This window comes from Kocuria sp. NPDC057446 (genome assembly GCF_042802875.1).
Classification (GTDB): Bacteria; Actinomycetota; Actinomycetes; order Actinomycetales; family Micrococcaceae; genus Kocuria.
Genome location: NZ_JBHVDI010000008.1, coordinates 18,013 through 42,388, shown reverse-complemented (window position 1 = coordinate 42,388; position 24,376 = coordinate 18,013). Strand labels below are relative to the sequence as shown.

The window sequence follows — 24,376 nt, the reverse complement described above, 5'->3', positions numbered from 1 at the left end:
CGCGGTGCCCGCCTGCCTACGATGAGCACGGGCGGCCCGGCAGCCCGCCGGACCGGCGACCGAGGAGGACCCCATGAAGGCACTCGTCTACCACGGACCGGGCAGCAAGGCCTGGGAGGAGGTCCCGGACCCGACGATCCAGGACCCCACCGACGTCATCGCGAAGGTCGACACGACCACCATCTGCGGCACCGACCTGCACATCCTCAAGGGTGACGTCCCGGCCGTCGTCGACGGCCGGATCCTCGGCCACGAGGCCGTCGGCACGATCACCGAGGTCGGGGATGCCGTGACCGGTCTCACGCCGGGCGACCGGATCATCATCCCGGCGGTCACCAACTGCGGGAAGTGCTCCTACTGCAGGAACAACCAGCCCTCCCACTGCCAGACCCTGGGCGGGGTCGGGTGGGTGTTCGGGCACCTCATCGACGGGACGCAGGCGGAGTACGTGCGCGTGCCGTTCGCGGAGACCTCCGTGCACAGGGTCCCCGACGGGCTCGACGACGAGGACGTCCTGTTCCTGACCGACGCCCTGCCCACGGGCTTCGAGATCGGCATCCTCAACGGCAACACGAAGCCCGGCGACACGGTCGCGATCGTGGGCGCGGGACCGGTGGGCCTGGGCGCGGTCATGACGGCGAACCTCTGCGGCGCCGGGCGCGTCATCACCGTGGACCTCGACGAGAACCGGATGGACAAGGCCCTCGAGCTCGGGGCCACGGACAAGGTCAACGCCGGGGACCCGGACGCCGTCGAGCGGATCAGGGCGCTGTCCCCGGACGGGCTCGGCGTGGACGTGGCCATCGAGGCCGTGGGCGTGCCCCAGACCTTCCGGACCTGCCTGGACGTGGTGCGGCCCTACGGCACGGTGGCCAACGCCGGCGTGCACGGCAAGCCGGTGGAGCTGCCCCTGGACCGGATGTGGATCTCCAACGTCCGGATCAACATGGGGCTCGTGGACTGCCGCACCGTGGGCAGCCTGCTCAACATGGTCCGCTCCGGCCGGCTGGACGCGAAGGCGATGGCCACCCACCGCTTCACCCTGTCCCAGATGGAGGAGGCCTACGAGCTGTTCGGCAACGCCGCGCAGCACCGGGCGGTGAAGGTGGTCATCAGGGCGGACTGAGCGGCGCGCCCGGCGCTTGCTAGCGTGTGGCCGTGCGGACCGACAGACTCCAGAGCCCCCGGCAGCGCAGGACCATCGACCGGCTGGCCCGGTGGCTGGTCCGCGCCCACGGGGCCGAGCCGGGCTGGGACGCGCTCGTGCTGGACGTCCTGAGCGTGGGCCGGGACCTGCGCGCGCAGGTGCGGGAGGTCCGCGGCGACCGCACGACCCGCCGCCCCGTGGACGTCGGGGGCCCGCGCAGCACCCCGCGGCGGCTGGCCCGGTCCCTCCAGGAGGACTACGCCGATCTCGTCGACGGGTCCTGGCTCTCGGCCACGCTGATCGTCACGGTGGCCGAGGGGCGCTGGCAGCGGCCCGGCGTGGAGCTGGTGCTGAACTACGGCGACGACCCCGTCCTGCCGGCGCACGCCCCGCAGCCGGTGGCCGCGGAGGAGTGGCGGCGGCACCTCGCGCGCTACCGGCGGATGGACCGCCGGATCCCCCCGTGGCTGCGGGCGCGGGTGGCCGAGACCGGGCTCGAGGTCCCCGAGCGCTGACCGGTCGCTGTTCGCCCTGGGGGAAATGCTCGCCCCGGAGCGCCCAGCCTGTTCCCCCCAGCATGCTGAGCGGCCTAGGCTGGGATGCACCTGTTCACCGACCGGAGGGAGAGCCCATGGGACTCGGAGACAAGATCGGCAACGCCGCGGAGAAGGCGAGCGGCGCCGCCAAGGAAAAGGTCGGAGACGCCACCGACAACCGCGACCTCCAGGCCGAGGGCCAGGCGGACAAGCTGTCCGGCAGTGCCAAGCAGGCCGGCGAGAACGTCAAGGACGCGGGCAAGAACTTCAAGGACGGAATGTAAGCAGCACGGTTCAGCCGTCGAACCACACGGAGGGCCCCGGTGTCGCAGTCGACGCCGGGGCCCTCCGCCGTGCTCCGCATGTCGTCCGCGAGGAGTCCCGTTCCGCCTCCTGCCCACGCGAGGAGTCCCGTTCCGCCGGATTGCACTGCTTGTACCGACAGAACACGACCCGTCAGCGCGCGGGACGGCGGCCCGGAGATGCCGTGACCGGGCCGGGGATTCAGGTGAGGTCGCTGATCAGCCGCGCCAGGATGTCGTTCATCGCGAGCAGGCCGATGAGCTCGTTGCCCTGGACCACCACCAGGCGGTTGAGGCGGAAGCGGGTCATCAGCGCCGCGGCCTGGTTCACGGAGAGCTCCTCGCCGACGGTGACCACCGGCTTCACCGCGGCGTCGTAGACGTTGAGGAGGTCCACGTCCCCCTCCTCCGCCACGATGGCCTGCAGCAGCTCGTTGTAGCTGAGCAGCCCGTAGCCGTCGTGGGGGTGCTGCGGCTCCACCACCAGGCTCTTGATCCGGTGGGTGCTCATGGCCCGCAGCGCCTCCCGCAGGGTGCTGTACGGGGAGATGGTGACGACGTCGCGCACCATGACGTCCTTGACGGTCAGCACGGGGGTCCTCCTGGAGATCGGGAACGGGGTTCGGACGGGTCGGGTCAGGCGCCCTCGCGGCGCAGGTGCTCCTCGAACCGGGCGACCTGCTGCATGTCGATGCCGGTGAGGTGCTCGATGGGGATGCTGAAGGCGATGCCGCGGGAGCCGCCGTCGTCGTCGATGAGGATGTCGTGCAGCACCTTGAGGATCGGCGTGGCCAGGTGTGTGCCCACGACCATCAGGAGCACGGTCTGGGAGCCCTCGAACGTCAGCCCGAAGAACGTCCGCTTGACCTCGCCCCCGATGCCCTTGCCCGGGAGGATGGTCACGCCCGTGGCCCCGGCGCGCTGGGCCTGCTCGATGCACGTGTCCTCGAGGTCGTCGGGCGCGATGACCACCACGGCGGTGAACTTCATGTCTGCTCCTTCTGCAGGCGGGGGATCCTCTCCAGGACCATGGCGTACCCGAGCACCGAGATGATCGGGAAGATGGAGGCGAAGGCGATCAGGCCGAAGCCGTCGATCAGCACGTCCCGGCCCTCGATCGCGCCCGCGAGCCCGATGCCCAGAGCGGTCACCAGCGGCACGGTGACCTCCGAGGTGGTGACGCCGCCGAGGTCGAAGGCGAGGGCCACGACGTACGTGGGCGCCAGCAGGACCAGGACGATGACCACGACGTAGGCGGCCATGATCACGTAGTGCAGCGGTGCTCCCACGAGGATGCGGTACACCCCGAGGGCGATGCCGACCGCCACGCCGACGGCCACGACGAGCCGGATGGCGGAACCGCTGATCCGGCCGGGCGCGGCCGCCTCGGCCTGCTCGCCGATGGCCACCAGGGCCGGCTCGGCCATGGTGGTGGCGAAGCCGATGAGCAGGGCGAAGAGCAGGATGAGGGCGGGTGCTCCGCGCTCGATCAGCTGCTCCGCCATCATCGTGCCGATGGGGAACAGGCCGATCTTGAGCCCGACCACGAAGGCGTACAGTCCCACGAGCACCATGACGAAGCCCACGGACACCCGCAGCGGGTGGGACAGCCGGCGGCGCAGCGCGACGTACTGGAAGAACAGGACCACGAGCACCATGGGCAGCACGTCCCGGAGCATCTGCGCCAGGCCCAGGACGTGCTCCAGGGCCCAGTGCACCGGGGCGTCCTCGGAGCCGCCGGCGCTGACGGCGGCGGCGTCGCCGAAGGTGTAGACCCAGATCCCGTACAGCTGCACCCCGATCATCGGCACCATGACGCACAGGGCCACGAGGCCGAAGCCGTCCGTGAGCGCGCTGCGGCCCCGGATCGAGTTGGCCAGGCCGATCCCGATGGCGGCGATGAGGGGCACGGTGACGATGTTCGTGGTGACGCCCCCGGAGTCGTAGGCGAGGCCCACGATCTCCGGCGGGGCCACGTAGGTGGCGACGAGCACGAGGGCGTAGCCGGGCAGCAGCAGCCTCTGCACCGCCCAGCCCCGGAGGATGCGCAGGATGCCGAGGACGAGCACCGCGCCCACGGACACGGCGATGACGAGGCGCAGCGTGAGAGCACTGATCCGGCCCTCGCTCACGACCTGAGCCTGCTCGGCCACGGCGATCAGCGCGGGCTCGGCGACCACGGCGGCGAAGCCGATGGCGAAGCCGAACGGCAGCAGCAGGCCCAGGGCGCCGCGGCGGGCGAACTGGTTGGCCAGGTTCTTCCCGACCGGGAACACGCTGAGGTCCAGACCCTGGAGGAACAGGGCGATGCCGACGCCCACGACCAGCAGCCCGGCGACGAGCTGCAGGGGCTGGTCCGGGACCTCCCGGAACACGGCCAGCTGGAACACCACGACCACCAGCACGATGGGCAGCAGACTCCGCAGGGCCTTGCGGAACTCCCGGGCGAAGTGGGTGACGTGCTCCATGGGCGGCGCCGGGCCTCCTCCGGGGGTCCGCGGACGGGGTGTCTCCTGCCAGTCTGTCGCGACAGGTCGGGAGCCGTCTACCGGGCGCTGTCCGTGGTGCCGTCCGTGGTGCCGTCCGTGGCGTCGTCGCCGGACTCGACGCCGGCGAGCTCCTCCTGGGAGCCGTGGCCGGTGCGCGCCCGGGTGCGGGCGTCGACGGCCAGCAGGGCGAGGACGACGACGCAGCCGGCGGCGGCCGCGAGCAGCTGCACCCACCAGTCCCCCTCGGGGGACAGCAGCGTGCGGTCCTCGAGCTGCCAGGGCCACAGGGTGCGCAGGGCGCCGAGCATCAGCCCCGTGAGCGCGAGCATGGTGACGCGGTGGTGGTGGTCGAGGAGCCACTGCAGCCCCTTGACGATGACCACCATGCCGAGGGCCGCGCCGAGGAAGAACAGGGACAGGTAGCCGAGGTCGAGCTCGTCGACGGCCCGCAGCGTCGGCTGGTAGAGCCCGATCGTCAGGAGCAGGAAGGAGCCGGAGAGCCCGGGCAGCAGCAGCGCGGACACCGCGACCATGGCCGCGAGCACGACGAGCAGCGGCGCGGGTGTCACCGTGGTGGGCGGGATGGACACGAGCACGAACGCGAGGGCGGCGGCGAGCGCCACCACGGCCGCGCTGCGGAGCCGCAGCGCACCGCCCGCCAGGCGCAGGGGCACCCCGACGGAGGCGAGGACCATGCCGAAGAACAGCGCCCGCATGGTGACGGGGTACTCCTCGACGAGGTGGCTCATGGGGCCGGCCACGGTGAGCAGGGCCGCGACCATGCCGATGACCACGGGCACCACGATCCGCCAGTGGACGCGGTCCAGGTGGTGGCGCACCCCGGCGGCACGGTCGGGCCCGAGCAGCGCCCGCTTGCCCGCGGAGACCACGTGCCCGGCGGAGTTGATGAGCTCGTCGTAGATGCCGACCACGAGCGCCACGGTGCCGCCGCTGACCCCGGGGACGGTCTCGACCACGCCGATGAGCGCGCCGCGCAGCACGTTTCCGGGGATGCTGCGGCGCACCTCACCGCCGGCGGTGGTCGTGGCGGTGGCCGTGGGGGTCGGCGGGGTCGAGGGACGGTCCGGGGGCGACGAGGGCGTCACAGATGCTCCTGGGCGGTGGGAGGACGGAGGGCGGGCGGCGGAGCGCTCGCGACAACAGGGGGACGCCTGCCAGGGTACCGGGGCGGGCCGGGGCCCGGCCCGCCGGCCGCGCCCCGTCATCCCTGTGGACGGCGGGTCACTTCTGCATAGACTGACCGGACCGTTCGTGCCTTCGACCCAGGAGTGCATCATGAGTCCCAACCAGATCGGTTTCGCCCTGATCCTCCTGGCAGCGCTGTTCCTGCTGGGGAAGTGGTTGCGGGTCCGGGTCCGGTGGATCCAGAAGATCTTCCTCCCCAGCTCGATCATCGCGGGCTTCCTCGCCCTGATCGTCGGGCCGCAGGTGCTCGGCCGTCTCGGGGAGGCCGCCGGCGTCGGCTGGCTCGCGGACGGGGGTATCTTCACCCCGGAGATCCTGGAGGTCTGGGGCGCGCTCCCCAGCCTGCTCATCAGCGTGGTCTTCGCGACGCTCTTCCTCGGGGCGGCCATCCCCGGCCCCCGGCGCGTGGCCCGGCTGGCCGGTCCGCAGCTGTCGGTGGGTCTCGCCCTGGGCTCCGGCCAGTACGTCATCGGGCTGCTGCTGGTCATCGCGGTCCTCGGCCCGCTGTTCGGGATCTCCCCCATGGCCGGCGCCCTCATCGAGATCGGGTTCGAGGGCGGCCACGGCACCGCGGCCGGGATGCGCCCCGTGATGGAGGAGCTGGGCTTCGAGGAGGGTGCGGACCTGGCCCTGGGCATGGCCACGATCGGCCTGGTCGGCGGCATCGTCATCGGGATCGCCGTCATCAACTGGGGTGTGCGCACCGGGCGCACCAAGGTGATCAAGGGCAACGTGGAGCAGTCCATCGAGGAGCAGAAGGGTCTCTACCGCCGGGACGAGAACATCCCCGCGGCCATGATGACCTCCCGGCCCGCCTCGATCGAGCCGCTCACCCTGCACGTGGCCGTGGTGGGCATCGCCATCCTCATCGGCTACCTCATGCTCACGGCCCTGCAGTGGATCGAGCAGGCGCTGTGGGCGGACACCGTGGAGCTGCTCGCCTTCGTTCCGCTCTTCCCGCTCGCCATGCTGGGCGGTGTGGTGGTGCAGCTGGTCATGGACTGGCGGGGCATCGGCCACCTGCTGGACCACCAGATGATGCTGCGCATCCAGGGGCTCGCCCTCGACTTCCTGATCCTCGCCGCGATCGCGACCCTGTCCCTCACCGCGATCGCCGCGAACTGGGAGACCTTCCTGATCCTGTCCGTGGCCGGCATCGTCTTCTGCACCGGCTTCCTCATCCTGTTCGTGCCCAAGATCATCCCCGACTACTGGCTCGAGCGCGGCATCGCGGACTTCGGCCAGTCCATGGGCGTGACCGCCACCGGCCTCATCCTCATGCGCATCGCCGACCCGCACGACGAGAGCCCGGCGATGGAGGCCTTCGGCTACAAGCAGCTGTTCTTCGAGCCGTTCTTCGGCGGCGGGCTGATCACCGCGGCCTCGGTGCCGCTGATCTACCAGTTCGGCCCGTGGCCGCTGTTCATCGCCATGTCGGTGGTGTTCGTGGTGGCGCTGGTGGGCGGCATGGCCTACCGCCGCCGGCTCGTGGCGTCCGGCTCCGCCGACGCCGTGCACGCCCGGCAGGCCTGAGCGGGCATGAGCGACGTCGTCGTCGCCACCGACCACGGGCCGATGCCCGTCCACGTGGCGGTGCCCGACGGCCCGGGGCCCTGGCCCGGGGTGGTGCTGGTGCACGACTTCACGGGGATGAGCCAGGACCTGCGCCGCCAGGCGGACTGGCTGGCGGGCGAGGGGTTCCTCGCCGTCGCCCCGGACCTGTTCCACTGGGGCGGCCGCCTCCGCTGCCTGCGCACGATCATGAAGGACATCGGCGTCCGCCGGGGGCGCACGTTCGACGACGTCGAGGCCGCCCGGTCCTGGCTCGCCGCGCGCCCCGACTGCACCGGCCGGATCGGGGTGATCGGCTTCTGCATGGGCGGCGGCTACGCCCTCGCGCTCGCGGCCGAGCACGGGTTCTCGGCGGCGAGCACGAACTACGGCGGGTGCCCCGAGGGCGCCGAGCAGTGGCTCCCCACGGCCTGCCCGATCGTGGGCAGCTACGGCGGAGCGGACTCCACTCCCCTGGGCGCGGACGCCGGCCGCCGGCTGGAGGGGATCCTCACGGAGGTCGGGGTGGAGCACGACATCAGGATCTACCCCGGCGTGGGCCACGGCTTCATGAACGACCACGACCCCGGGGACCTCTCCCCGATGCTGCGGGTGCTCGGCCGGTTCAGCGGAACCGCCTACGACGATCCGGCCACCCAGGACGCCCGGCGCCGGATCCTCGCGTTCTTCGACCGGCACCTGCGGGAGCGGACCGACCCGGACGTCCCCCCGGAGACCGGCGGCTGAGCCCGCCCGGCCGTTCGGGGCAGGCCGGGCCCGCCGCACCGGACGGACGGCCGCCTCACCGGGCCAGCAGCAGCGCGAGCACCCCGCCGAGGACCACGTAGACCACGGCGGTGGGGAACGTGGAGCGCAGCACCCGGCCCTCCTGCCCGGTCAGGCCCACGGTGGCCACGGCCGCCACGATGTTGTGCGGGCAGATCAGGTTGCCCACCGCGGCGCCGAACCCCTGGGCGCCCAGCAGCGGCAGCACGGGCAGCCCCACCGTCTCGGCGGTGGTGGCCTGGAGCTCCGTGAAGAGCACGTTGGAGGCGGTCGCCGATCCGGTGACGAAGGTCCCGAACGCCCCGACGGCCGGGGCCAGCAGCGGCCAGGCGGCGCCGACGCCGGCGGCGGTGCGGGCGAGCTCGTCGGTCATCCCCGCGCGGGACATGGTGCGGGCAATGGTGACCATCGCGACCAGCGCCACCAGCACCGGGCCCAGCTGGAGCGTGGCCACCACGACGGCGCCGCGGACGTCCCGGCCGGGGGCCCGCTGGAGAACGGCGCCGGCGACGAAGGCGGCGGTCAGGAGCACGGCCGGGTGGAACAGCGGCTGCACGCTGCCGGAGAAGCCGGTGCCCGTCTCCCACTCGAGCACGACGCCCTGGAGCGCCTCCCGCAGCGGGGGGACCAGCCGGGTGGTCAGCACCAGGGCCACCAGCACCAGGTACGGGGCGGCGGCCAGCACCATGGGCAGCTCCCGGCCCGCCACCGGCGCCGCACCGGGGACGGCGGCGGGCACGGCACCGGGCCCGGCGCCGGTCACGGGAGAGGTCGTCGCACCCGGCGTGCTGGGGGGTGCGGCGGGGATCGCGCCGCCGGGTCCGGCGCCCGCGGCGGCCCGCCCGCGCCGCCGCACCAGGACCAGCGCGAACACGGCGAACCCGACGAGGGCCCCGCCCAGGGTCGGCAGCTCGGGGCCCACGAAGGTCGCGATCAGCCCGTAGGGCACCAGAAAGGCGACGGCCGCGAGCGCGCCCCAGGACCACAGTCCGCGGGTGTCGCCGAAGGCCCGGCCGATGGTGAGCACCACCGCGGTCATCAGCACCCCGCCGAGGATCACGTGGTAGGGCACCGTGGCCCGGGCCAGCTCCGCCCCCGTGAAGTCGACCAGGGCGGTCTGGGCCAGCACCGGCGTGCCCACGGCGCCGAAGGAGACGCCCGCGGCGTGGCCGATCATGGCCGCCGAGACCGCGTGCAGCGGCGGCATGCCGGCCGCCACGAGGAACGGGGCGGCGAGGGCCACCGGGGTGCCGAACCCGGCGGCCCCCTCCAGGAAGAGCGCGAAGAACCACGCCACGAGGAGGGCCCCCAGCCGGGGGTCCGGGTGCAGGCGCGCCAGCCCGGAGCGCAGCCGCAGGGCGGCGCCCGTGCGCTGCTGCAGGTGGTGGATGCCCAGGGCGGGGCCGATGATGCCGACCACGGTGAGGGCGATGAAGGCGGCCTCGGCCAGCACTCCCGCGGAGCCGGACCACGCGGTGAACGGGTCGGCGGTCCCGCCGAAGCCGAACGCGGTCACGGCCAGCACCAGCGTGACCACGGCGGTCACGAGACCCGCCCGCGCGGCCGACCAGCCGGCCGCGGTCATGAGGACCAGCACCACCAGCACCGGTGCCCCGGCCAGCAGCGCCTGCACGCCCGTCCCGCTCACGCCGCGCCGCCGGGACCACGGGCGGGATCCGCTGTCCGGCCGCGACCGGTGGTGCCGCGCCGGCCCAGGACGACCCCGGGGCGGGGGACGGCGTTCTCGCTGTCCGGCTCGGTGCTGCAGTCCGCTGCGCGCATGGGCCACCTCCGTTCCCGACCCTAGGGTCGCCGGGCCCGGAGGTCCATGCGTGCGCCTCGTCACGACGCGGGCGCGGGCGGGCGCCCGCGACACGGATGACGACGTGCGACGAGGGATTTCCGACGTGTTGTTGTTCACGCGCCCGGCCGGGACGGCCGTCACAGAATGCCGCGCCGCACCCGGCCGGAACAACCCGTCCGGGTTGCCGTCCGGACCGGGGTGTGACCAAGCTCAAGACGCCCGGGCGGATTGTCAAATCGGGGCGTCCGCACAGGTCGCACCGGACAGTGCACCATGGAAGTACCCGAAGACGAAAACCACGAGACGAACACCAAGATGGGAGGTGGCGTGATGACCGCTGCTGAGAAGTGGATGACCGACATGAGCCAGATCCAGCCCGGCGACCGGCTCGAGATCTGGGACGAGTTCTACGAGAGCTGCGTCGGCACCGTGGGGCAGGTCTCGCACCCCCTGGGGGTCCTGTGGATCCTCGAGGCCGGCACCGGCGTGCGCCGGCTGTTCTCCTTCGAGGGCTGCCGCCTGCGCCCCGCACCCCTGGCCCTCGCGGCCTGACCGGACACGGTCCACGACGCCCGATCGGGCCGGTTCCCGCCGGCGCCCGGTCGGGCGTCGTCGTGCCCTGGGTCCGTGCGCCCGCGCACGGCAGGATGGCCCCATGAGCATCCTCATCGGCCTGGACATCGGCGGCACCACGACCCACGGCCTCCGGAGCGAGGACGGCCGTCCGGCGCGGGAGGCCGTGGGCGGCAGCGCGAACGTGCAGAACGTCAGCCCCGAGGAGGCCTCGCGCGCCCTGGCCGGCGTCCTCGGCGACCTGGGGGCCGCCGCCGCGGACGTGGTGGTGGCGGGGGCGGGCGGCGTCGACACGCCTGCCGACGCCGAGGCGCTGCGCGCGCTCATCGCCCCGCACACGGGGGACGCGCGGATCGTCGTCGTGCACGACACCCGGCTGGTCCTGGCCGCCGGCGGGTGCCGCACCGGCATCGCGGTCATCGCCGGCACCGGCTCCGCCGCGTGGGGCACCGCCCCGGACGGCCGGGAGGCCCGGGCCGGCGGCTGGGGGCACCTGCTGGGCGACGAGGGCAGCGGCTACTGGCTGGGCCGGGAGCTGGTGCGCCGCGCCCTCGCCCGGCTCGACGACGGAGCGCGGCCCGACGCCCTGGACCGGGCCGTGCTGGCCCACTGCGGGCTCGCCGAGCCCGGCACGCTCATCGAGCGGTTCCACGGCGGCACGGACCGGGCGTTCTGGGCCGGGCTCTCCCGGGTCGCCTTCGAGACGGCCGCGCACGACGACGACGCCCTGCGGCTGGTCGACCGCGCCGCCGGGGCGCTGGCCGACCTCGCGGCCACCGTGGCCCGGCGGCTGGATCTGACCGGCCCGGTGGTGGTGGGCGGCGGTCTGGCACGGCACCAGCCGCTGCTGCGGGACCGGCTGCGGGAGGCCGCCGCGGCCCGCGGCCTCGGGGAGCTGCGGGTGCTGGAGCGCGATCCCGTGCACGGCGCCCTGGCCCTCGCCGGCCCGCGATGACGGAGCAGCCGCGGCGGAGCCCTACCCTGAACGGGTGACCACCCTCGCCCCCGCCCGCAGCCCGCGGCTGCGCCCGACCCTCTACGTGCTGGCCGCCGTCGTCTCCGTGCAGTTCGGCGGGGCGCTCGCCGCCGTTCTGGTGCCCCTGATCGGGGCGTCGGCCACGGTGACCATGCGGCTGCTCATCAGCGCCGCGATCATGCTCGCCGTCATCCGGCCGCGGCTGCGCGGCCGGAGCCGGGAGGCGTGGCGCTCCGGGCTGTTCTTCGGGGCGGCCCTGGCGGGCATGAACTTCGCGTTCTACCAGTCCCTGGCCACCCTGCCGCTGGGCGTGGCCGTGACCATCGAGTTCCTCGGCCCCCTCGCCCTGTCCGCGGTGCTCTCCCGGCGCGCCCGGGACGTCCTCGCCGTGGTGGCGGCCCTGGGCGGGATCGTGCTCATCTCCCAGGCCCTCACCGTGCCGTGGGCGGAGCTCGACCTCGCGGGCATCGCCTGGGCGGCGCTCGCCGGGGCGGGCTGGGCCGCCTACATCCTGGGCAGCCGGTCCGCGGGCCGGCACTTCGACCAGCTCGACGGTCTCGCCGTGGCTCTCGTCGTGGCCGCCGTCCTGGTCACCCCGGTGGGCGTGCTCACGGCGCACGTCCCCGCCCTGACCTGGGGCGTGCTGGGCGCCGGCGTGGGGATCGCGATGCTCTCCTCCGTGGTCCCCTACTCCCTCGAGCTGCTGGCGCTGCGAGCCATTCCCCCCAAGGTCTTCGGGATCCTGCTCAGCCTGGAGCCCGCGGTAGCGGCCCTCGCCGGGCTGCTGGTGCTCGGGCAGGCACTCACGGGCCTGCAGCTCGTGGGCATGGGTCTGGTGGTGACCGCGAGCGCCGTGATCATGGTGGGCGGGAGCTCCCCCGAGCTCGCCGCGGACGCCGCGACGGACCCGGCGGCCCGCGGAAACTGATCAGCCCCCTGTTCAATGTCGCACGTCCGTGATGGGATGGATCCCATGGAAGCCAACGAGATCATGGACCGCATCCGCTCCGCCCGCGACCACGCCCTGGAGCAGGAGCGCGAGGAGCGCAGCAACATCGCCAGCGCCGACACGGCGGACAAGCAGGGCGCCGCGAGCGTGCGCCTGGCCACCCGGCAGGCCGTGCGGGAGGCCTTCGACGACATCCTCGGCGAGAGCACCGACCCCGAGCAGGACGGCTGAGCACCCGGACGGCCCGGCGACCCGACGACTGAGCAGGGGAACGGCATGACGAACTCCCCCGGAGCACTCCGATGACCCGCACGGCCGTGGTCGGCGCGGGCATCGTGGGCCTCGCCGCCGCCCATGCCCTGCGGGCGCGCGGCGCCGACGTCACCCTCTACGAGTCCGGTCCGCCCGGCGGCGGTCAGTCCGCCGGGCAGAGCCGGATCTTCCGGCACTCCCACGAGGACCCCCGGCTGGTGGCGCTCGTGGCCCGCAGCCGGACCCTGTGGCGGCAGTGGGAGCAGGAGTTCGGTCTCGAGCTGATCTCCCCCGACGGTGCCGTGGCGATCGGAGCCGGGGTCGAGGAGAAGCTCCGCACCCTGGAGCGGTTCGCCGAGGTCCCGGTGTGCCGGCTCCCGCCGGAGGAGCTGCACGCCCGGCTGCCGCTGCTGGCCGGCTGGACCGGCCCCGCGATGCTGGACGTGCACGGCGGCGCCATCCGCACCCTCGATGCCGTCGCGGCGCTGGTGCACCGGCTCGAGGGGTCGACGCTGCGAGAGCACGTGCTCTCGGTGCGCCGCACGGGAACCGGGTCGGTGGAGCTGCGCACCGGGACCACCTGCGAGACCTACGACCACGTGGTGCTGTGCGCCGGCCGGGGCACCGCCCCGCTGGCCCGCGGCGCCGGGATCGACCTGCCCGTGGAGACCGGCGCGCACGTGCGCCTCACGTTCGCACTGGCTGCCGGCGCGCCGGACCCCGGGGGGTCGGCGCCCGGCACCGGCCGCGGCCTCCCGACCTTCCAGGACGGCAGCGGGGACTTCGGGGAGACCGGCGTGTACGCGGCACCGTACCCGGACGGCCGCCGCTTCTCGGTGGGCCTCAGCGCGGACACGCCGGCCCGTCCGGACGGCGGACTCGCCGACCCCGCGGCGCTCGCCGCCCTGGCCGACCGGACCGTGGCCTACGTGCGGCGCGCCCTGCCCGGCCTGGACCCGCGCCCGGTCGACCACGTGCACTGCTGGGTCACCCGGCTGCCGTGGGGCGACGACGGCGTGGGGATTTGGTCCGAGGACGGGATCACCGCCCTGGCCGGGCACAACCTGTTCAAGCAGGCCCCCGCCCTCGGGGAGGCGCTCGCCGAGACGGTGCTGACCGGTGGGATCCCCGGGCACCTCCACCACGAGGAGCAGCTGGGGCGCTCCGCGGGCTGAGTCCGTCCCGTTAGCGCGTCCGAGCGGCGTCCTAGCCTGGAACGTGTCGGGGGTCACAGTGCGGCGGTGCCGCTTCCGGACCCGCAGCAGGTCCTCGGCGGCACCGTGGCACCCGTTTCCCGGAAGGACCCTCGCCATGACCACGCACTCCCAACCCTGGCCGGCCGGCACCCCCTGCTGGGTGGACCTGATGGCCTCCGACCTGGGCCGCACCCAGGACTTCTACCGCGCTGTGCTCGGCTGGACCTACTCCGAGTCCCAGCCCGAGTACGGCGGCTACTGCAACGCCCTGCTCGACGGCCGGGCCGTCGCCGGGCTCTCCCCCACCATGGAGGGGATGGAGGACGCCCCGCACGTCTGGTCGGTCTACCTGGCCACCGAGGACATCGCCGCCCACGCTGCCCGCGCGGTCCGGGCCGGGGCCACCTCCGTGTACGAGCCCATGGAGGTCGGACCCTTCGGCTCCATGGGGATGTGGACCGACCCCACCGGGGCGGTCCTCGGCATGTGGCAGGCCCACGAGCACACCGGCTTCGAGGCGTACGGCGAGCCCGGCGCGGTGGTCTGGTGCGACCTCATGACCGGCGACCCAGCCGCCGCCCAGAGCTTCTACGCGGAGGTCTTCGGCTACGAGTACCAGGACATCGGCGACGAGGGCATGCCCTACTCCCTGTTCACCGTTCCCGGCGCGCAGATGCCGGCCGGTGGGATCGGCGGCCCCGACCCCGAGGCCGCGGACGCCCCGCCGGGCTGGTCGGTGGCCTTCCAGGTCGCCGACGTCGACGCCGCCGCGGGGCGCGTGCGCGAGGCCGGCGGCTCGATCAGCCGGGAGCCCTTCGACTTCGAGTACGGGCGGATGACGGTCGCCACCGGCCCCGACGGAGAGCACTTCGTGCTGATGACCCCCCAGGAGGACATGTAGGCCCGGGGGCGGGGCGCCGCGGGACCGGCCGGCGCGCCTCGGCCCCTGTCCAGGCGCCCCAGTGCCGCGGCGACCGGCCGGGCGCCCGCCAGGCCGGGCAGCGCGGCGAGGTCCTCGTCGAGCTCCAGCAGACCCGCGCGGGCGGCCGGCGCGGCGAACAGCCGGCGGACCCACGTCCCGGCCGGTCCGCTCCCGCCGTAGCGGGTGCCGGGCCAGCGCCACCGCGAGACCGCGGTTCGCGCGAGGCGGCGCGCGCGGCTGCTGCCGTTCAGCCGCGCGCCGGCTTCCTCGGCGAAGAACGCGAGGTGCCGCTCCTTGAGGCGCACGATCCGGTGGGCCGTCGTGGCCAGCGCGGGCTCGGCCGCGCCGAGCCGGCGGTAGACCGCGGCGAGCACGGCGGTGTCGAGCCCGCCGGTGGTCATCTGCGCCCCGGCGACGTCGGCGCCCAGGAGGTTGCTCGCCAACGCGCCCAGCGGGGGCCGGACCCGCTCGTCCCACGCCCGCAGCAGCCGTCCCCCGGACGTGTCGGCGGGCTCCCGGGCCGGGTGCCCGTTGGCGGCCAGGACCGCGCCGAGCGTCGCGGCGAGCCAGTGCTGCTCGTAGCTCCAGGTGGTCAGGAAAGCGGTCACCCGCGACTCCGCGTGCGTGGGGGTGACGAGGATGTCCCGCAGCCGGTCCAGCAGACCGCGCTCGACGCCCCACAGGTGCACCAGCACCTCCAGCGTCTCCGGCGCGAGCCCGCGCAGGCTGTCCAGGTCGAGGTCCTGGGGGCGCAGCTCGTGCGGGTCGCGCAGATAGGCCCGCACGTCGAACCCGGCGGACGTGCTCACGCCGGCACCCCCCGGGCGTCCAGGGCGTCGGCCACCACGGTCAGCCCCTCCATCCCGGGCAGCTTCGCGATCTGGCGGTCGATGGCCTCGATCTCCTTGCGGCCGTCGGCACCGGAGAAGAGGTGACCCATGACGTGGGTGACCTCCTCCTCGGACGAGACCCCGGCGCCCACCGGCTGCCAGGCCGTGCGCAGGGCCAGGCGCGCCAGCTTCTGCGCCTTCGGGCTGTCCTGCAGCCGGGCGCGCGCCTGGGTGGTGTAGAACGCGATGTGCTTGGTCTCCTGCGCGGCGATGCGCCGCAGCAGCGGGGCGAGCACCGGGTCCTTCTCGAGGACCGCCAGGCGCCGGTAGGCGGCGGCCGCGGACCGCTCGTTCACCGCGCCCCAGAGCATGTGCACGGCGACGAAGTCGGCGCCGACGATGCCGGACAGCAGCGACTGCTTGACCGGGCCCACGCGGTCGCGCCAGCCGAGCTTGACCCGCTTGGCCTTGACCTCGTCGAAGGCCACGGTGATGCCGTGCAGGGACAGCACGTGCGCCAGGGCCTCGCCGTGCCAGAACTCCTCGCGGTTCCACATGGTCATGAAGGTGCTGACCTCCGGGTCCTTGCGGGAGGGGCTGACGAGCATGTCGCGCAGGTAGCAGACGGTGTGGAACTCGACGTCGCACATGTACCGCAGCGTGCGCAGCGTCTCCGCGGGCAGGGGGTCCTCCCGCAGCGCGTCCAGCCCGAGGTCCTCCCAGTGCAGACTGGTGGACTCCTCGGCGAACCGGTCGATGTCGAAGGCCATGACGCCTCTTCTCCTCCTCGATGGGGTGCTCTCGTGAAGGATGTTCGGCGCCGAGGAGGCAGCGGATGGGTCGGTGGCGCCCGCCCTGGCTCAGCGGACCGCTGCGGGCCCGTCCTCCCCGGCCGGAGGTGCGGCGCGGCCCAGGGCGGGCTCGTCCCTCGACAGAGCGGCGAAGACCTCCTGCGCCTCTGCCGCCGGCACCACCCGGTTCGGGTCAAGGGTGTCCGGCACCCAGGGCATGGTCTCGATGCTGATGTTCTCGCGCGGAACGCGGGCGAGTCCGGCACCCAGCCGCGCCATGGTCGGGACCCGGGCCAGTTCCGTGTCGGTGCGGACCGACGAGGTCACGGCGTCGAGGAACCCGTGGGCCCGCCGGGGGTGCGTGGCCAGCTTCCGCTCCCGGACGCGGTCCACGATCGTGTGCATCACCGTCTGCTGATTGCCCATCCGCCCGATGTCACTGCCGTCCCCGATGCTGTAGCGCGTCCGGGACCAGGCCAGGGCCTCGTCGCCGTCCAGCACCTGCTCACCGCCGGGGAGGTCCAGCTCTGCCTTGGGGTCGACGAGGGGCTCCGGCAGGTCCACCGGGAGCCCGTCCAGGGAGTCGACGATGCGGGCGAAGCCCTCGAAGCGCAGCTCGAGGAAGTGGTCCGGGGACACTCCGGTCAGCGACTCCACCGCCGTGACCAGGCATCCGGCCCCTGCGCCCAGCGCGCCGTTGATCATGCCGCGATAGCCGGAGTACACGTCGTCGATGTCCTCGGCGCACGGGGGGAGGTCCAGCACGGTGTCACGCGGGATCTGGAGCGCGTCGATCCGGGTGCGGTCCTCGCTGAGGTGAACCAGCACCATGGAGTCGGCCCGGTCCCCCATCAGCGGGTCGTCGTCCCGTCCGTCCGAGCCGACCACCAGCACATTGACGCCGCGCCCGGTGGCGGCGATCGCGGGCGCGGCGTCCTCCCGGACCAGCTCGACCGTGTCGACGTCCGCGGCCAGTCGGGCGAAGCGCACCGCCGTGGCCGCCACGGTGGCCACCACGAGCAGCGCGAGCACGACGCCCAGGGTCACGGCCAGCCGGCACCAGCGGGGCAGCGCGCGGAACGACGGCAGGGAACGGGGGGAGGATGGCATGGGAGTCCTGGATCGTCTCGGGGCGTCGACGGGGCGCGGACCGCACTCCGGAGACCAGCACCGAAGTGTAGGAGACCGGCCTGGGTGGCGGCTGGACGGCTCCGACCAGGGACCGGGCCGACGAGCAAGGGAAGGCGGACGACGGCTGCCCGCCGTCGCGAGCTGACGCCGACGGACGAGGATCACCGTCCATGGCCTGGACGAGCCTTGAACAGCCGTTCTAGAATTAGGTCATGCGCTCAAGACGTCGTCCGGTCGAGGTCGACGACCGGAGCACGCGAGCGCGGATCCGCGACGCCGGCCTCGCCCTCTTCGCCGCACAGGGCATCGCGGCCACCAGCCTCCGCGCCGTGGCCGCCGCGGCGGGAGTCGCGCCGAGCCACGTCGCCCACTACTTCGGCTCGAAGGCGGGGCTGCGCACGGCGTGCGACGAGTACGTCGCCGCCGTGCTGCGGCACCAGCAGGAGGACGTCGTGGCGTCCGGGCCGGACCTGGACCCGCTGGCCGCGCTGCGCCGGTGGCCCTCCGAGCTGCCGCTCCTGGACTACCTGGCCCGCAGCCTCGTGGAGCCCTCCGGCGGCTCGGACGCCCTCGTCGACCAGCTGGTCGAGGACGCCGAGCGGTACCTGGCCGGACTGCAGGAGACGGGGTGGGTCCGGCCCTCCGCCGCGCCGCGGACCCGCGCGGCCCTGCTGACGTTCTGGTCGCTGGGGTCGCTGACCCTGCACGCCCAGCTCGAGCGGGTGCTGGGCGTCTCGCTGACCGCCCCGGACCGGGACCCGGAGGCCATGGCCGAGTACGCGACCGCGATGGTGGAGGTCCTGGGGCCGGGTCTGTTCACCGCAGGAGCGGTGGAGCACTTCCGGGACGCCTTCGCCCCCTCCGGAGAGCCCGCCGGGGCGCCCGCCGAGGGCGGGGATCCCGAGGGCAGGGATCGCGACGGCTCCGACTCCGCAGGCCCGGACACCGCAGGCCCCGACAGCGAGGAGCACTGACATGACACCGGTCATCCGGGCGCAGGGGCTCGTGAAGGACTACGGGAGCACCCGCGCCCTGCACGGCGTGGACCTCGACGTGCAGGCCGGGGAGGTGTTCGGCTTCCTGGGGCCCAACGGCGCCGGGAAGTCCACGACCATCCGGCTGCTCATGGACCTGCTGCGTCCCACCGCGGGCACGGTGGAGATCTTCGGCACCGCCCCCGCCGCCGGCGGGCCCGGGCTGCGCGAGCGGATCGGCTACCTGCCGGGCGAGCTCTCCTTCCCCGCCCGGATGAGCGCCGGGGAGTACCTGGCCTACCTCGCGGCCCTGCGCGGCGGCCGCGGCCGGCGGCGCACCGGCGAGCTCGCCGAACGGCTCTCCCTGGACCTGTCCCGCCCGCTGCGCGCGCTGTCCAAGGGCAACAAGCAGAAGGTCGGGCTGGTCCAGGCGTTCATGCACGAGCCCGAGCTGCTCGTCCTGGACGAGCCGACCAGCGGCCTGGACCCCCTGCTCCAGCGCGAGTTCCTGCACCTCGCCCGCGAGGCCGGCGCCGGCGGCGCCACGGTCTTCCTGTCCAGCCACATGCTGCAGGAGGTCGAGGAGGTCGCCGGACGCGTCGCCATCATCCGCGAGGGCCGGGTGGTCGACGTCGACGACGTGCGGGCCCTGCGGGCCCGCGCCGGGCAGCAGGTGCTCCTGCGCTTCGCCGGGCCGGTGTCCCTGGCGGAGTTCGCGGAGCTGCCCGGGGTGGAGGACGCGGCCCTCGACCCCTCCGACGGCGTGACCCTCAGCTGCCTGCTCCGCGGCGATCCGATGCCGCTGCTGACCGCGGCCGCCCGGCACCGGGTGGTGCGCTGGCAGGCCGAGGACCGGGAGCTCGAGGACCTGTTCCTGGACTTCTACCGGCGGCCGGCCGGCCCCACCACCGCCGACCGCCCCGCACCGGGTCCCGGGGCCGCGCACCAGGAGGCCGTGCGATGACCGCCCGGAACGGAACCGTCCTGCACCGCGTGCTGCGGACCAACCGGCGGTCGCTGCTGCTGTGGGCGCTCGCCGTCGCGGCCGTCACCGCCCTGTACACGGCGTTCTACCCCAGTGTGGGCGGCGGCCAGATGGACGCGATGCTCGAGTCCATGCCGTCCGAGTTCATCACCGCGATGGGCTTCGACAGCATGACCACGGCGGCCGGCTACGTCACCTCGACCGTCTACTCGCTGCTCGGCGCGGTCCTGACGCTGGTGTGCGCCATCGGCCTGGGCGCTCGCCTGGTGGCCGGGCAGGAGGAGGACGGCACCCTGGAGCTGGAGCTCAGCGCCCCCGTCTCGCGGCGCAGGATCTACGCCGAACGGCTGGCCGCCCTGTGGCTGACGGTCCTCGTGCTGGTCGTCGCCCTCAGCGCCTCCCTCGGCGTCCTCTCCACCGCGCTGGAGCTGGGCCTGTCGGCCACGAACGTGGCGGCGGCGAGCACGGGTCTGCTCCTGTTCGGCGGCGCCCTGGGCACGGTCGCGTTCGCTGTGGGAGCCGCCACCGGCCGGCGCGGGGTCGCCCTGGGAACGGCCGCGGCGGTCGCGGTGACCGCCTACCTGCTCGCCTACCTCTCCCCCATCGCGGAGGCCCCCTGGATGGAGCGGATCTCCCCCTTCCACTGGTACATCGGCGCCGAACCGCTGGCCACCGGATTCGACGGGCCGGGCCTGGCGCTGCTGGCCGCCCTCGCGGTGCTGGCCGCGCTCGGCGGAGCCGCCGCCTTCACCCGGCGCGACCTCATGGTCTGATCCACACCGGCTGAACCACACCGGCTGAACCACACCGTCCGATCCACACCGTCCGATCCACTTGGGCCGGTCCACGGGCCTGGCCCGGTGCGCCACCGGGCGTCCGGACCGGCAGGACGTCCCGCGGTCCCGCGCGCAGAGACGTCGCCACGGTCAGGCCAGCGGAACCCGTGCCCGGACGTCGCCCAGCCCGCGGGCGAGCACGAGCTCTCCGCCCCCGCCCAGGGGTGCCCAGGTGCCGGCGGTCTCGTCCCAGCGGCGGAGCAGCCGGTCGTCGCAGCCCACCCTGACGACGGCCGTGGCCCCGGCGGGGGCGTCCACCCCCTGGTAGCCGATCAGGCGGACCGGCTGGTCGTCCTCGGCCGGCTCCAGGTAGACCTGCACGGTCTCCCGCGAGTCCCGGGGCGAGGTGTTGGTGACCTCGACCGTGACCACGAGCCCGTCCTCGTCCTCGTGGGCGTCCACGGTCCCATACTCCCAGGTGCCGTAGCCCAGGCCGTGCCCGAACCAGAACAGCGGGGCGGGGGCGTGCCCGGCGTGGTGGCCGCGGTGGCCGATGAACGTGCCGTCGGCGTAGCTCAGCGCCCGGTCGCCGTCCGGGACCACGTCCCACGCCGGGGCGGCACCGTCCGCGGCGGGCCAGGTGGTGACCAGTCGCCCGGTGGGCTCGAGCACGCCGGTCAGGGCGGCGGCCACGGCGTGCCCTCCCTCCTGCCCCGGCAGCCCGGCGACCAGCACCGCGTCCACCTGGTCCAGCCAGGGCATGAGCACGGGGGTGGCGGCGTTGACGACGACCACGGTCCGCTCGGCTGCGGCGGCCACCCGGGTCACGAGCTCGTCCTGGCGCCCGGGCAGGGCGAGGGTCGTCTTGTCGGCGGCCTCGGTCTCCTGTTCCTCGGTCAGGCCGACGACGACGACGGCGGTGCCGGCGGCGGCCGCCGCGGTGCCGGCGGCGGCGAGCAGGTCGTCGTCGGGGCGCGGGGCCGGGGCGGCCACCAGGGCCGTCATGCCCGCCGTGGCCAGCTGCAGCAGGTGGCTCTCCTCGGCCAGGCCCAGGTCCGGGTCGCCCAGGAGCAGCTCCCGCCAGTCGACCGGGGCCGGCGCCACGGTGGCCGTGACGGTGGCCGCGGCCGGCAGCTCCACGGTCTCGGCGAAGGCCGGCGGGCGCAGCATCGCCTCCCCCGGGTCCTGCCCCTCGAGGCGCAGCTCGGCCGACAGTTCCTTCCCCTCCGCCACCAGGTGCCAGCGCCCGGCGCCGACGGCGCCCAGTCGCACCGGTCCCGCGTCGTTGGCCAGGACGGTGGTGAGCACCGCGGTGGCCGGGGCCTGGCCGAGGTCGTCGTGTTCGTCGATCGAGATCGCCGGGGAGTCGGAGTGGTACCGGGTGAGCTCGGTGCCGTCGGCGCCGAGCAGCACCACCTGCATCCCGGGGGTCCCGGTGGCCGGATCCGTGAGGAAGGCGGGGTCCGCGGGGACCGGGCGGGTCCGCACGGCCGGTCCGTCGGCCACGCGCACGCGGTCCCCGAGCAGCGCGGCCAGCCCGTCGGCGATCGTGGACTGGTAGGGCGGGTTCACGACCGCCGAGCCCCCGCCCATGTCCACGGTGTCGATCGCGTGCCGTCCGATCAGCGCCACGTCCTGGCCGGCGCCTCCCTCGACCGCCAGGGGCAGGACGCCGCGGTTCGCCACGACCGTCATGCCCCGGGCGGCGATCCGGCGCAGCTGTTCCTTCCGCTGCGGGGAGTCCACCGTGGGCAGGTCCTGCGCCCACGGCCGGGGCCGCTGCCCCGGCGGGGTGAGCCCGCCGACCCTCTCGGCCAGGCGCAGCAGCCGCAGCACGTGGTCGTCGATCGTCTCCTCCGCGACCTCGCCGGCCCGGACCGCGGTCACGAGGCGCTCGCCCCAGGGCCCGCCGGGGCCGGGCATGACGAGGTCCAGGCCGCCGTTGGCGGAGGCCGCGGTGCGCTTGGTGGCGAACCAGTCGCTCATGATCAGCCCGTCCCAGCCCCACTCGCCCTTGACGATCCCGTTCTGGACGTGGTCGTGCTCGGTGGCCGCCACCCCGTTGACGTCGTTGTAGGCGGCCATCATCGACCAGGCGCCGGCGTCCTGGACCGCCATCTCGAAGGGCAGCAGGTACAGCTCGCGCAGTGCGGTCTCCGAGACCCGGGAGTCCATGAAGTTGCGCAGCGTCTCGGACTCGTTGGCCACCAGGTGCTTCGGGCAGGCGGCGGTGCCGCCGGCCTGCATGCCGCGCACGTAGGCGCCGGCCGTGCGCCCGGTGAGGTACGGGTCCTCGGAGTAGGCCTCGAACAGCCGCCCGCCCAGCGGGGAGCGGTGCAGGTTGATCGTGGGACCGAGGACCACGTGGATGTGCTGGCGCTGGGCCTCCTCGGCCAGCATCCGCCCCACCTCCTCGGCGATCCCGTCGTCGAAGGCCCCGGCGATCAGGGTCGCGCTGGGGAACAGGGCCACGGCGTCCCCACCGACGAAGGTCAGCCCGCGCACCCCGGTGGGACCGTCCGAGAAGGCCAGGGGCGCCAGGCCGATCGTCTCGTTGCCGGGCAGGGTGAAGGCGGTCTCGCCGGTGAGCAGGTGCACCTTCTCCGCCAGGGAGAGCCGGTCGACGAGCTCGGTGAGGCGGGTGGCGCGGCCGGAGGTCCGGGTGGCGTCGGTCATGGTGGTGTCGCTTTCTCCCGGGGTGTGCTCCTCACAGTGCCACAGGTCGGTCACGACCGGCGGGGCGGAGCGAGCACCCGCGGGACGTAGCGGACGGGCTCGATGCTCCGGGCCACGAGGTCCCGCAGGTTCTCCAGGGAGCCGGGGACGATCCCGGCGGCCCGCAGCTGCACGAGCACGTTGCCGATGGCGGTGGCCTCGGCCGGCCCGGCGTGCACGGTGCGGCCGGTGCGGTCGGCGGTGAGCTGGCACAGCAGGGCGTTCTGCGATCCGCCGCCCACGACGTGCACGGTGCGGATGGTCCGCCCGGAGAGCCGCTCGGCCTGCTCGATCGTGGTGGCGTAGGCCGCGGCCAGGGACTCCAGGATGGAGCGCACCACCTCGGCGCGGGTGCGCGGGGGCTCGCGGTCGTGCTCCAGGCACCAGGCGGTGATGCGGGCGGGCATGTCCCCCGGGGCGGTGAAGCGCTCGTCGGTGGCGTCGAAGACCGGCACGGGGCGGGTCACGGCGGCGGCCTCGGCGAGCAGGGCCGCGAGGTCGCTGCTGCGCTGGGCGTCGGTGGCCCCGGGCCCGTCCCAGGTGCGCATGGACTCGGTGAGCAGCCACAGTCCCGAGACGTTCTTGAGGTAGCGCACCCGCCCGTCCACGCCGCCCTCGTTGGTGAAGTTCGCCGCCCGGCTCTCGGCGGAGAGCACCGGGGCCTCCAGCTCGACGCCGACCAGGGACCAGGTGCCGGAGGAGATGAAGGCCGCGTCCTCGGCGGTGCTCGGCACGGCGGCGACCGCCGATGCGGTGTCGTGGGAGCCCACGGCGGTGACCGTCGGCCCCGGCCCGGCGCCCAGCTCGGCCGCCACCGCCGGCAGCAGTGCACCGATCGTGGTGCCGGGGGCGACGACGGGCGCGAGCAGCCCACGGGCGACCCCGAGCTCGTCCAGCAGCCCGGTGTCCCACTGCCGGGTGCGGGGGTCGAGCAGGCCGGTGGTGGAGGCGTTGGTGGCCTCGGCGACCTGCTGCCCGGTGAGCCAGTAGGCGACGAGGTCCGGGACGAGCAGGCCCCGGTCGGCCACGGCCAGGTCCCCGGCGATCCGGTCGGCGGCGAGCTGGAAGACCGTGTTGAACGGCAGGTGCTGCAGGCCGTTGCGGGCGTAGAGCTCCTCCGGGCCCACCTGCGCGTGCACGGCCGCCACTCCGGCGGCGGTGCGCTCGTCCCGGTAGTGGTAGGGCACCCCGAGCATCCGGCCGTTCCGCAGCAGGGCGTAGTCCACGGCCCAGGAGTCGACGCCGACGGAGACCACGTCGTCGCCCCCCCGCAGGGCCTGGGCCAGTCCCGCGGTCAGGGACCGGTGGAGCTCGGTGATGTTCCAGTGCAGCCCGGAACGGTCCCCCTCGTGCAGGCGCACGGGCTGGTTGGGGAAGCGGGCCACGTGGCGCAGGCGGAGCCGTCCGTCCGCGAGGCCGCCGACGATCACGCGCCCGCTGGTGGCCCCCAGGTCGACGGCGGCGACCGCCGCGGGGATGCGCACC

The 24,376-nt window shown here is 74.2% G+C and carries 24 protein-coding genes; 14 read left to right on the top strand and 10 right to left on the bottom strand.

Translation table 11 applies throughout. The features are described from left to right. Positions 1-73 precede the first annotated feature (73 nt). From ACFU0Y_RS02260 to ACFU0Y_RS02250, 3 genes are all read left to right on the top strand, one after another. Complete coding sequence (locus ACFU0Y_RS02260) at positions 74-1,126, top strand: zinc-dependent alcohol dehydrogenase family protein (RefSeq protein ID WP_380212821.1); 1,053 nt, start codon at positions 74-76, stop codon at positions 1,124-1,126. A 32-nt stretch (positions 1,127-1,158) separates the two neighbouring features. Beyond that, a complete protein-coding gene (locus ACFU0Y_RS02255; RefSeq protein ID WP_380212820.1) occupies positions 1,159-1,662 on the top strand; it encodes a hypothetical protein in 504 nt (167 codons plus the stop codon). Between the two features lie 116 nt (positions 1,663-1,778). Next, on the top strand, positions 1,779-1,967 hold the full coding sequence (locus tag ACFU0Y_RS02250) for a CsbD family protein (RefSeq protein WP_380212819.1): 189 nt from the start codon (positions 1,779-1,781) through the stop codon (positions 1,965-1,967). Between the two features lie 220 nt (positions 1,968-2,187). On the opposite strand, the gene ACFU0Y_RS02245 is transcribed toward ACFU0Y_RS02250, so the two are convergent. From ACFU0Y_RS02245 to ACFU0Y_RS02230, 4 genes are all read right to left on the bottom strand, one after another. Continuing rightward, positions 2,188-2,577 carry a CBS domain-containing protein gene (locus ACFU0Y_RS02245; RefSeq protein WP_380212818.1) on the bottom strand — a complete coding sequence of 130 codons (390 nt, stop codon included), beginning with the start codon at positions 2,575-2,577 and terminating at the stop codon, positions 2,188-2,190. Between the two features lie 44 nt (positions 2,578-2,621). Next, positions 2,622-2,975 carry a P-II family nitrogen regulator gene (locus ACFU0Y_RS02240; protein ID WP_380212817.1) on the bottom strand — a complete coding sequence of 118 codons (354 nt, stop codon included), beginning with the start codon at positions 2,973-2,975 and terminating at the stop codon, positions 2,622-2,624. Continuing rightward, complete coding sequence (locus ACFU0Y_RS02235; protein ID WP_380212816.1) at positions 2,972-4,453, bottom strand: DUF1538 domain-containing protein; 1,482 nt, start codon at positions 4,451-4,453, stop codon at positions 2,972-2,974. Before ACFU0Y_RS02235 ends, ACFU0Y_RS02240 begins: the two co-directional genes overlap by 4 nt. A gap of 77 nt (positions 4,454-4,530) precedes the next feature. Further along, positions 4,531-5,580: a DUF368 domain-containing protein gene (locus ACFU0Y_RS02230; RefSeq protein WP_380212815.1), complete on the bottom strand. Its 1,050-nt coding sequence runs from the start codon at positions 5,578-5,580 to the stop codon at positions 4,531-4,533. Between the two features lie 190 nt (positions 5,581-5,770). On the opposite strand from ACFU0Y_RS02230, the gene ACFU0Y_RS02225 reads away from it, so the two are divergent. After that, positions 5,771-7,213, top strand: coding sequence for a sodium/glutamate symporter (locus tag ACFU0Y_RS02225; RefSeq protein WP_380212814.1), 1,443 nt, complete (start codon positions 5,771-5,773; stop codon positions 7,211-7,213). Between the two features lie 6 nt (positions 7,214-7,219). Further along, positions 7,220-7,978: a dienelactone hydrolase family protein gene (locus ACFU0Y_RS02220; RefSeq protein WP_380212813.1), complete on the top strand. Its 759-nt coding sequence runs from the start codon at positions 7,220-7,222 to the stop codon at positions 7,976-7,978. 55 nt (positions 7,979-8,033) lie between these two features. Here the strand turns inward: ACFU0Y_RS02220 and ACFU0Y_RS02215 are convergent, their stop codons facing one another. Both ACFU0Y_RS02215 and ACFU0Y_RS02210 read right to left on the bottom strand, forming a co-directional pair. After that, complete coding sequence (locus tag ACFU0Y_RS02215; RefSeq protein WP_380212812.1) at positions 8,034-9,665, bottom strand: L-lactate permease; 1,632 nt, start codon at positions 9,663-9,665, stop codon at positions 8,034-8,036. Then, positions 9,662-9,799 carry a hypothetical protein gene (locus tag ACFU0Y_RS02210; RefSeq protein ID WP_380212811.1) on the bottom strand — a complete coding sequence of 46 codons (138 nt, stop codon included), beginning with the start codon at positions 9,797-9,799 and terminating at the stop codon, positions 9,662-9,664. The genes ACFU0Y_RS02215 and ACFU0Y_RS02210 overlap by 4 nt, the downstream gene beginning before the upstream one ends. Positions 9,800-10,151: 352 nt before the next feature. Between ACFU0Y_RS02210 and ACFU0Y_RS02205 the strand changes: the two genes are divergently transcribed. The 6 genes from ACFU0Y_RS02205 to ACFU0Y_RS02180 all read left to right on the top strand — a co-directional run bounded on the left by ACFU0Y_RS02205 (position 10,152) and on the right by ACFU0Y_RS02180 (position 14,668). Then, positions 10,152-10,373: a hypothetical protein gene (locus tag ACFU0Y_RS02205; RefSeq protein ID WP_380212810.1), complete on the top strand. Its 222-nt coding sequence runs from the start codon at positions 10,152-10,154 to the stop codon at positions 10,371-10,373. 103 nt (positions 10,374-10,476) lie between these two features. After that, positions 10,477-11,349, top strand: a complete 873-nt coding sequence (locus ACFU0Y_RS02200) for an N-acetylglucosamine kinase (protein WP_380212809.1) — start codon at positions 10,477-10,479, stop codon at positions 11,347-11,349. 34 nt (positions 11,350-11,383) lie between these two features. Continuing rightward, on the top strand, positions 11,384-12,298 hold the full coding sequence (locus tag ACFU0Y_RS02195) for a DMT family transporter (protein ID WP_380212808.1): 915 nt from the start codon (positions 11,384-11,386) through the stop codon (positions 12,296-12,298). A gap of 45 nt (positions 12,299-12,343) precedes the next feature. After that, the gene (locus tag ACFU0Y_RS02190; protein WP_380212807.1) at positions 12,344-12,550 is read left to right on the top strand and encodes a hypothetical protein; all 207 of its coding nucleotides are present in this window, start codon (positions 12,344-12,346) and stop codon (positions 12,548-12,550) included. 71 nt (positions 12,551-12,621) lie between these two features. Further along, positions 12,622-13,746, top strand: coding sequence for an NAD(P)/FAD-dependent oxidoreductase (locus tag ACFU0Y_RS02185; protein WP_380212806.1), 1,125 nt, complete (start codon positions 12,622-12,624; stop codon positions 13,744-13,746). A gap of 136 nt (positions 13,747-13,882) precedes the next feature. Then, on the top strand, positions 13,883-14,668 hold the full coding sequence (locus ACFU0Y_RS02180; RefSeq protein ID WP_380212805.1) for a VOC family protein: 786 nt from the start codon (positions 13,883-13,885) through the stop codon (positions 14,666-14,668). 826 nt (positions 14,669-15,494) lie between these two features. On the opposite strand, the gene ACFU0Y_RS02175 is transcribed toward ACFU0Y_RS02180, so the two are convergent. Both ACFU0Y_RS02175 and ACFU0Y_RS02170 read right to left on the bottom strand, forming a co-directional pair. After that, positions 15,495-16,289 carry a ferritin-like domain-containing protein gene (locus ACFU0Y_RS02175; protein ID WP_380212804.1) on the bottom strand — a complete coding sequence of 265 codons (795 nt, stop codon included), beginning with the start codon at positions 16,287-16,289 and terminating at the stop codon, positions 15,495-15,497. Positions 16,290-16,379: 90 nt separating this feature from the next. Further along, positions 16,380-17,420: an LCP family protein gene (locus tag ACFU0Y_RS02170; protein ID WP_380212803.1), complete on the bottom strand. Its 1,041-nt coding sequence runs from the start codon at positions 17,418-17,420 to the stop codon at positions 16,380-16,382. 233 nt (positions 17,421-17,653) lie between these two features. On the opposite strand from ACFU0Y_RS02170, the gene ACFU0Y_RS02165 reads away from it, so the two are divergent. Genes ACFU0Y_RS02165 through ACFU0Y_RS02155 form a run of 3 tightly spaced genes read left to right on the top strand, consistent with a single transcriptional unit; the run spans position 17,654 to position 20,173 of the window. Next, positions 17,654-18,415, top strand: coding sequence for a TetR family transcriptional regulator (locus tag ACFU0Y_RS02165; RefSeq protein ID WP_380212802.1), 762 nt, complete (start codon positions 17,654-17,656; stop codon positions 18,413-18,415). A 1-nt stretch (position 18,416) separates the two neighbouring features. Further along, positions 18,417-19,379, top strand: a complete 963-nt coding sequence (locus tag ACFU0Y_RS02160) for an ABC transporter ATP-binding protein (protein ID WP_380212801.1) — start codon at positions 18,417-18,419, stop codon at positions 19,377-19,379. Then, complete coding sequence (locus ACFU0Y_RS02155; protein WP_380212800.1) at positions 19,376-20,173, top strand: ABC transporter permease subunit; 798 nt, start codon at positions 19,376-19,378, stop codon at positions 20,171-20,173. Before ACFU0Y_RS02160 ends, ACFU0Y_RS02155 begins: the two co-directional genes overlap by 4 nt. A 153-nt stretch (positions 20,174-20,326) precedes the next feature. Here ACFU0Y_RS02155 and ACFU0Y_RS02150 read toward each other — a convergent pair whose 3' ends face one another. Further along, positions 20,327-22,852 (bottom strand): glycoside hydrolase family 3 C-terminal domain-containing protein, encoded by a 2,526-nt coding sequence (locus ACFU0Y_RS02150; protein WP_380212799.1) that lies wholly within the window; start codon positions 22,850-22,852, stop codon positions 20,327-20,329. Between the two features lie 50 nt (positions 22,853-22,902). Further along, positions 22,903-24,375 carry a rhamnulokinase family protein gene (locus ACFU0Y_RS02145; RefSeq protein ID WP_380212798.1) on the bottom strand — a complete coding sequence of 491 codons (1,473 nt, stop codon included), beginning with the start codon at positions 24,373-24,375 and terminating at the stop codon, positions 22,903-22,905. Between the last annotated feature and the right edge of the window lies 1 nt (position 24,376).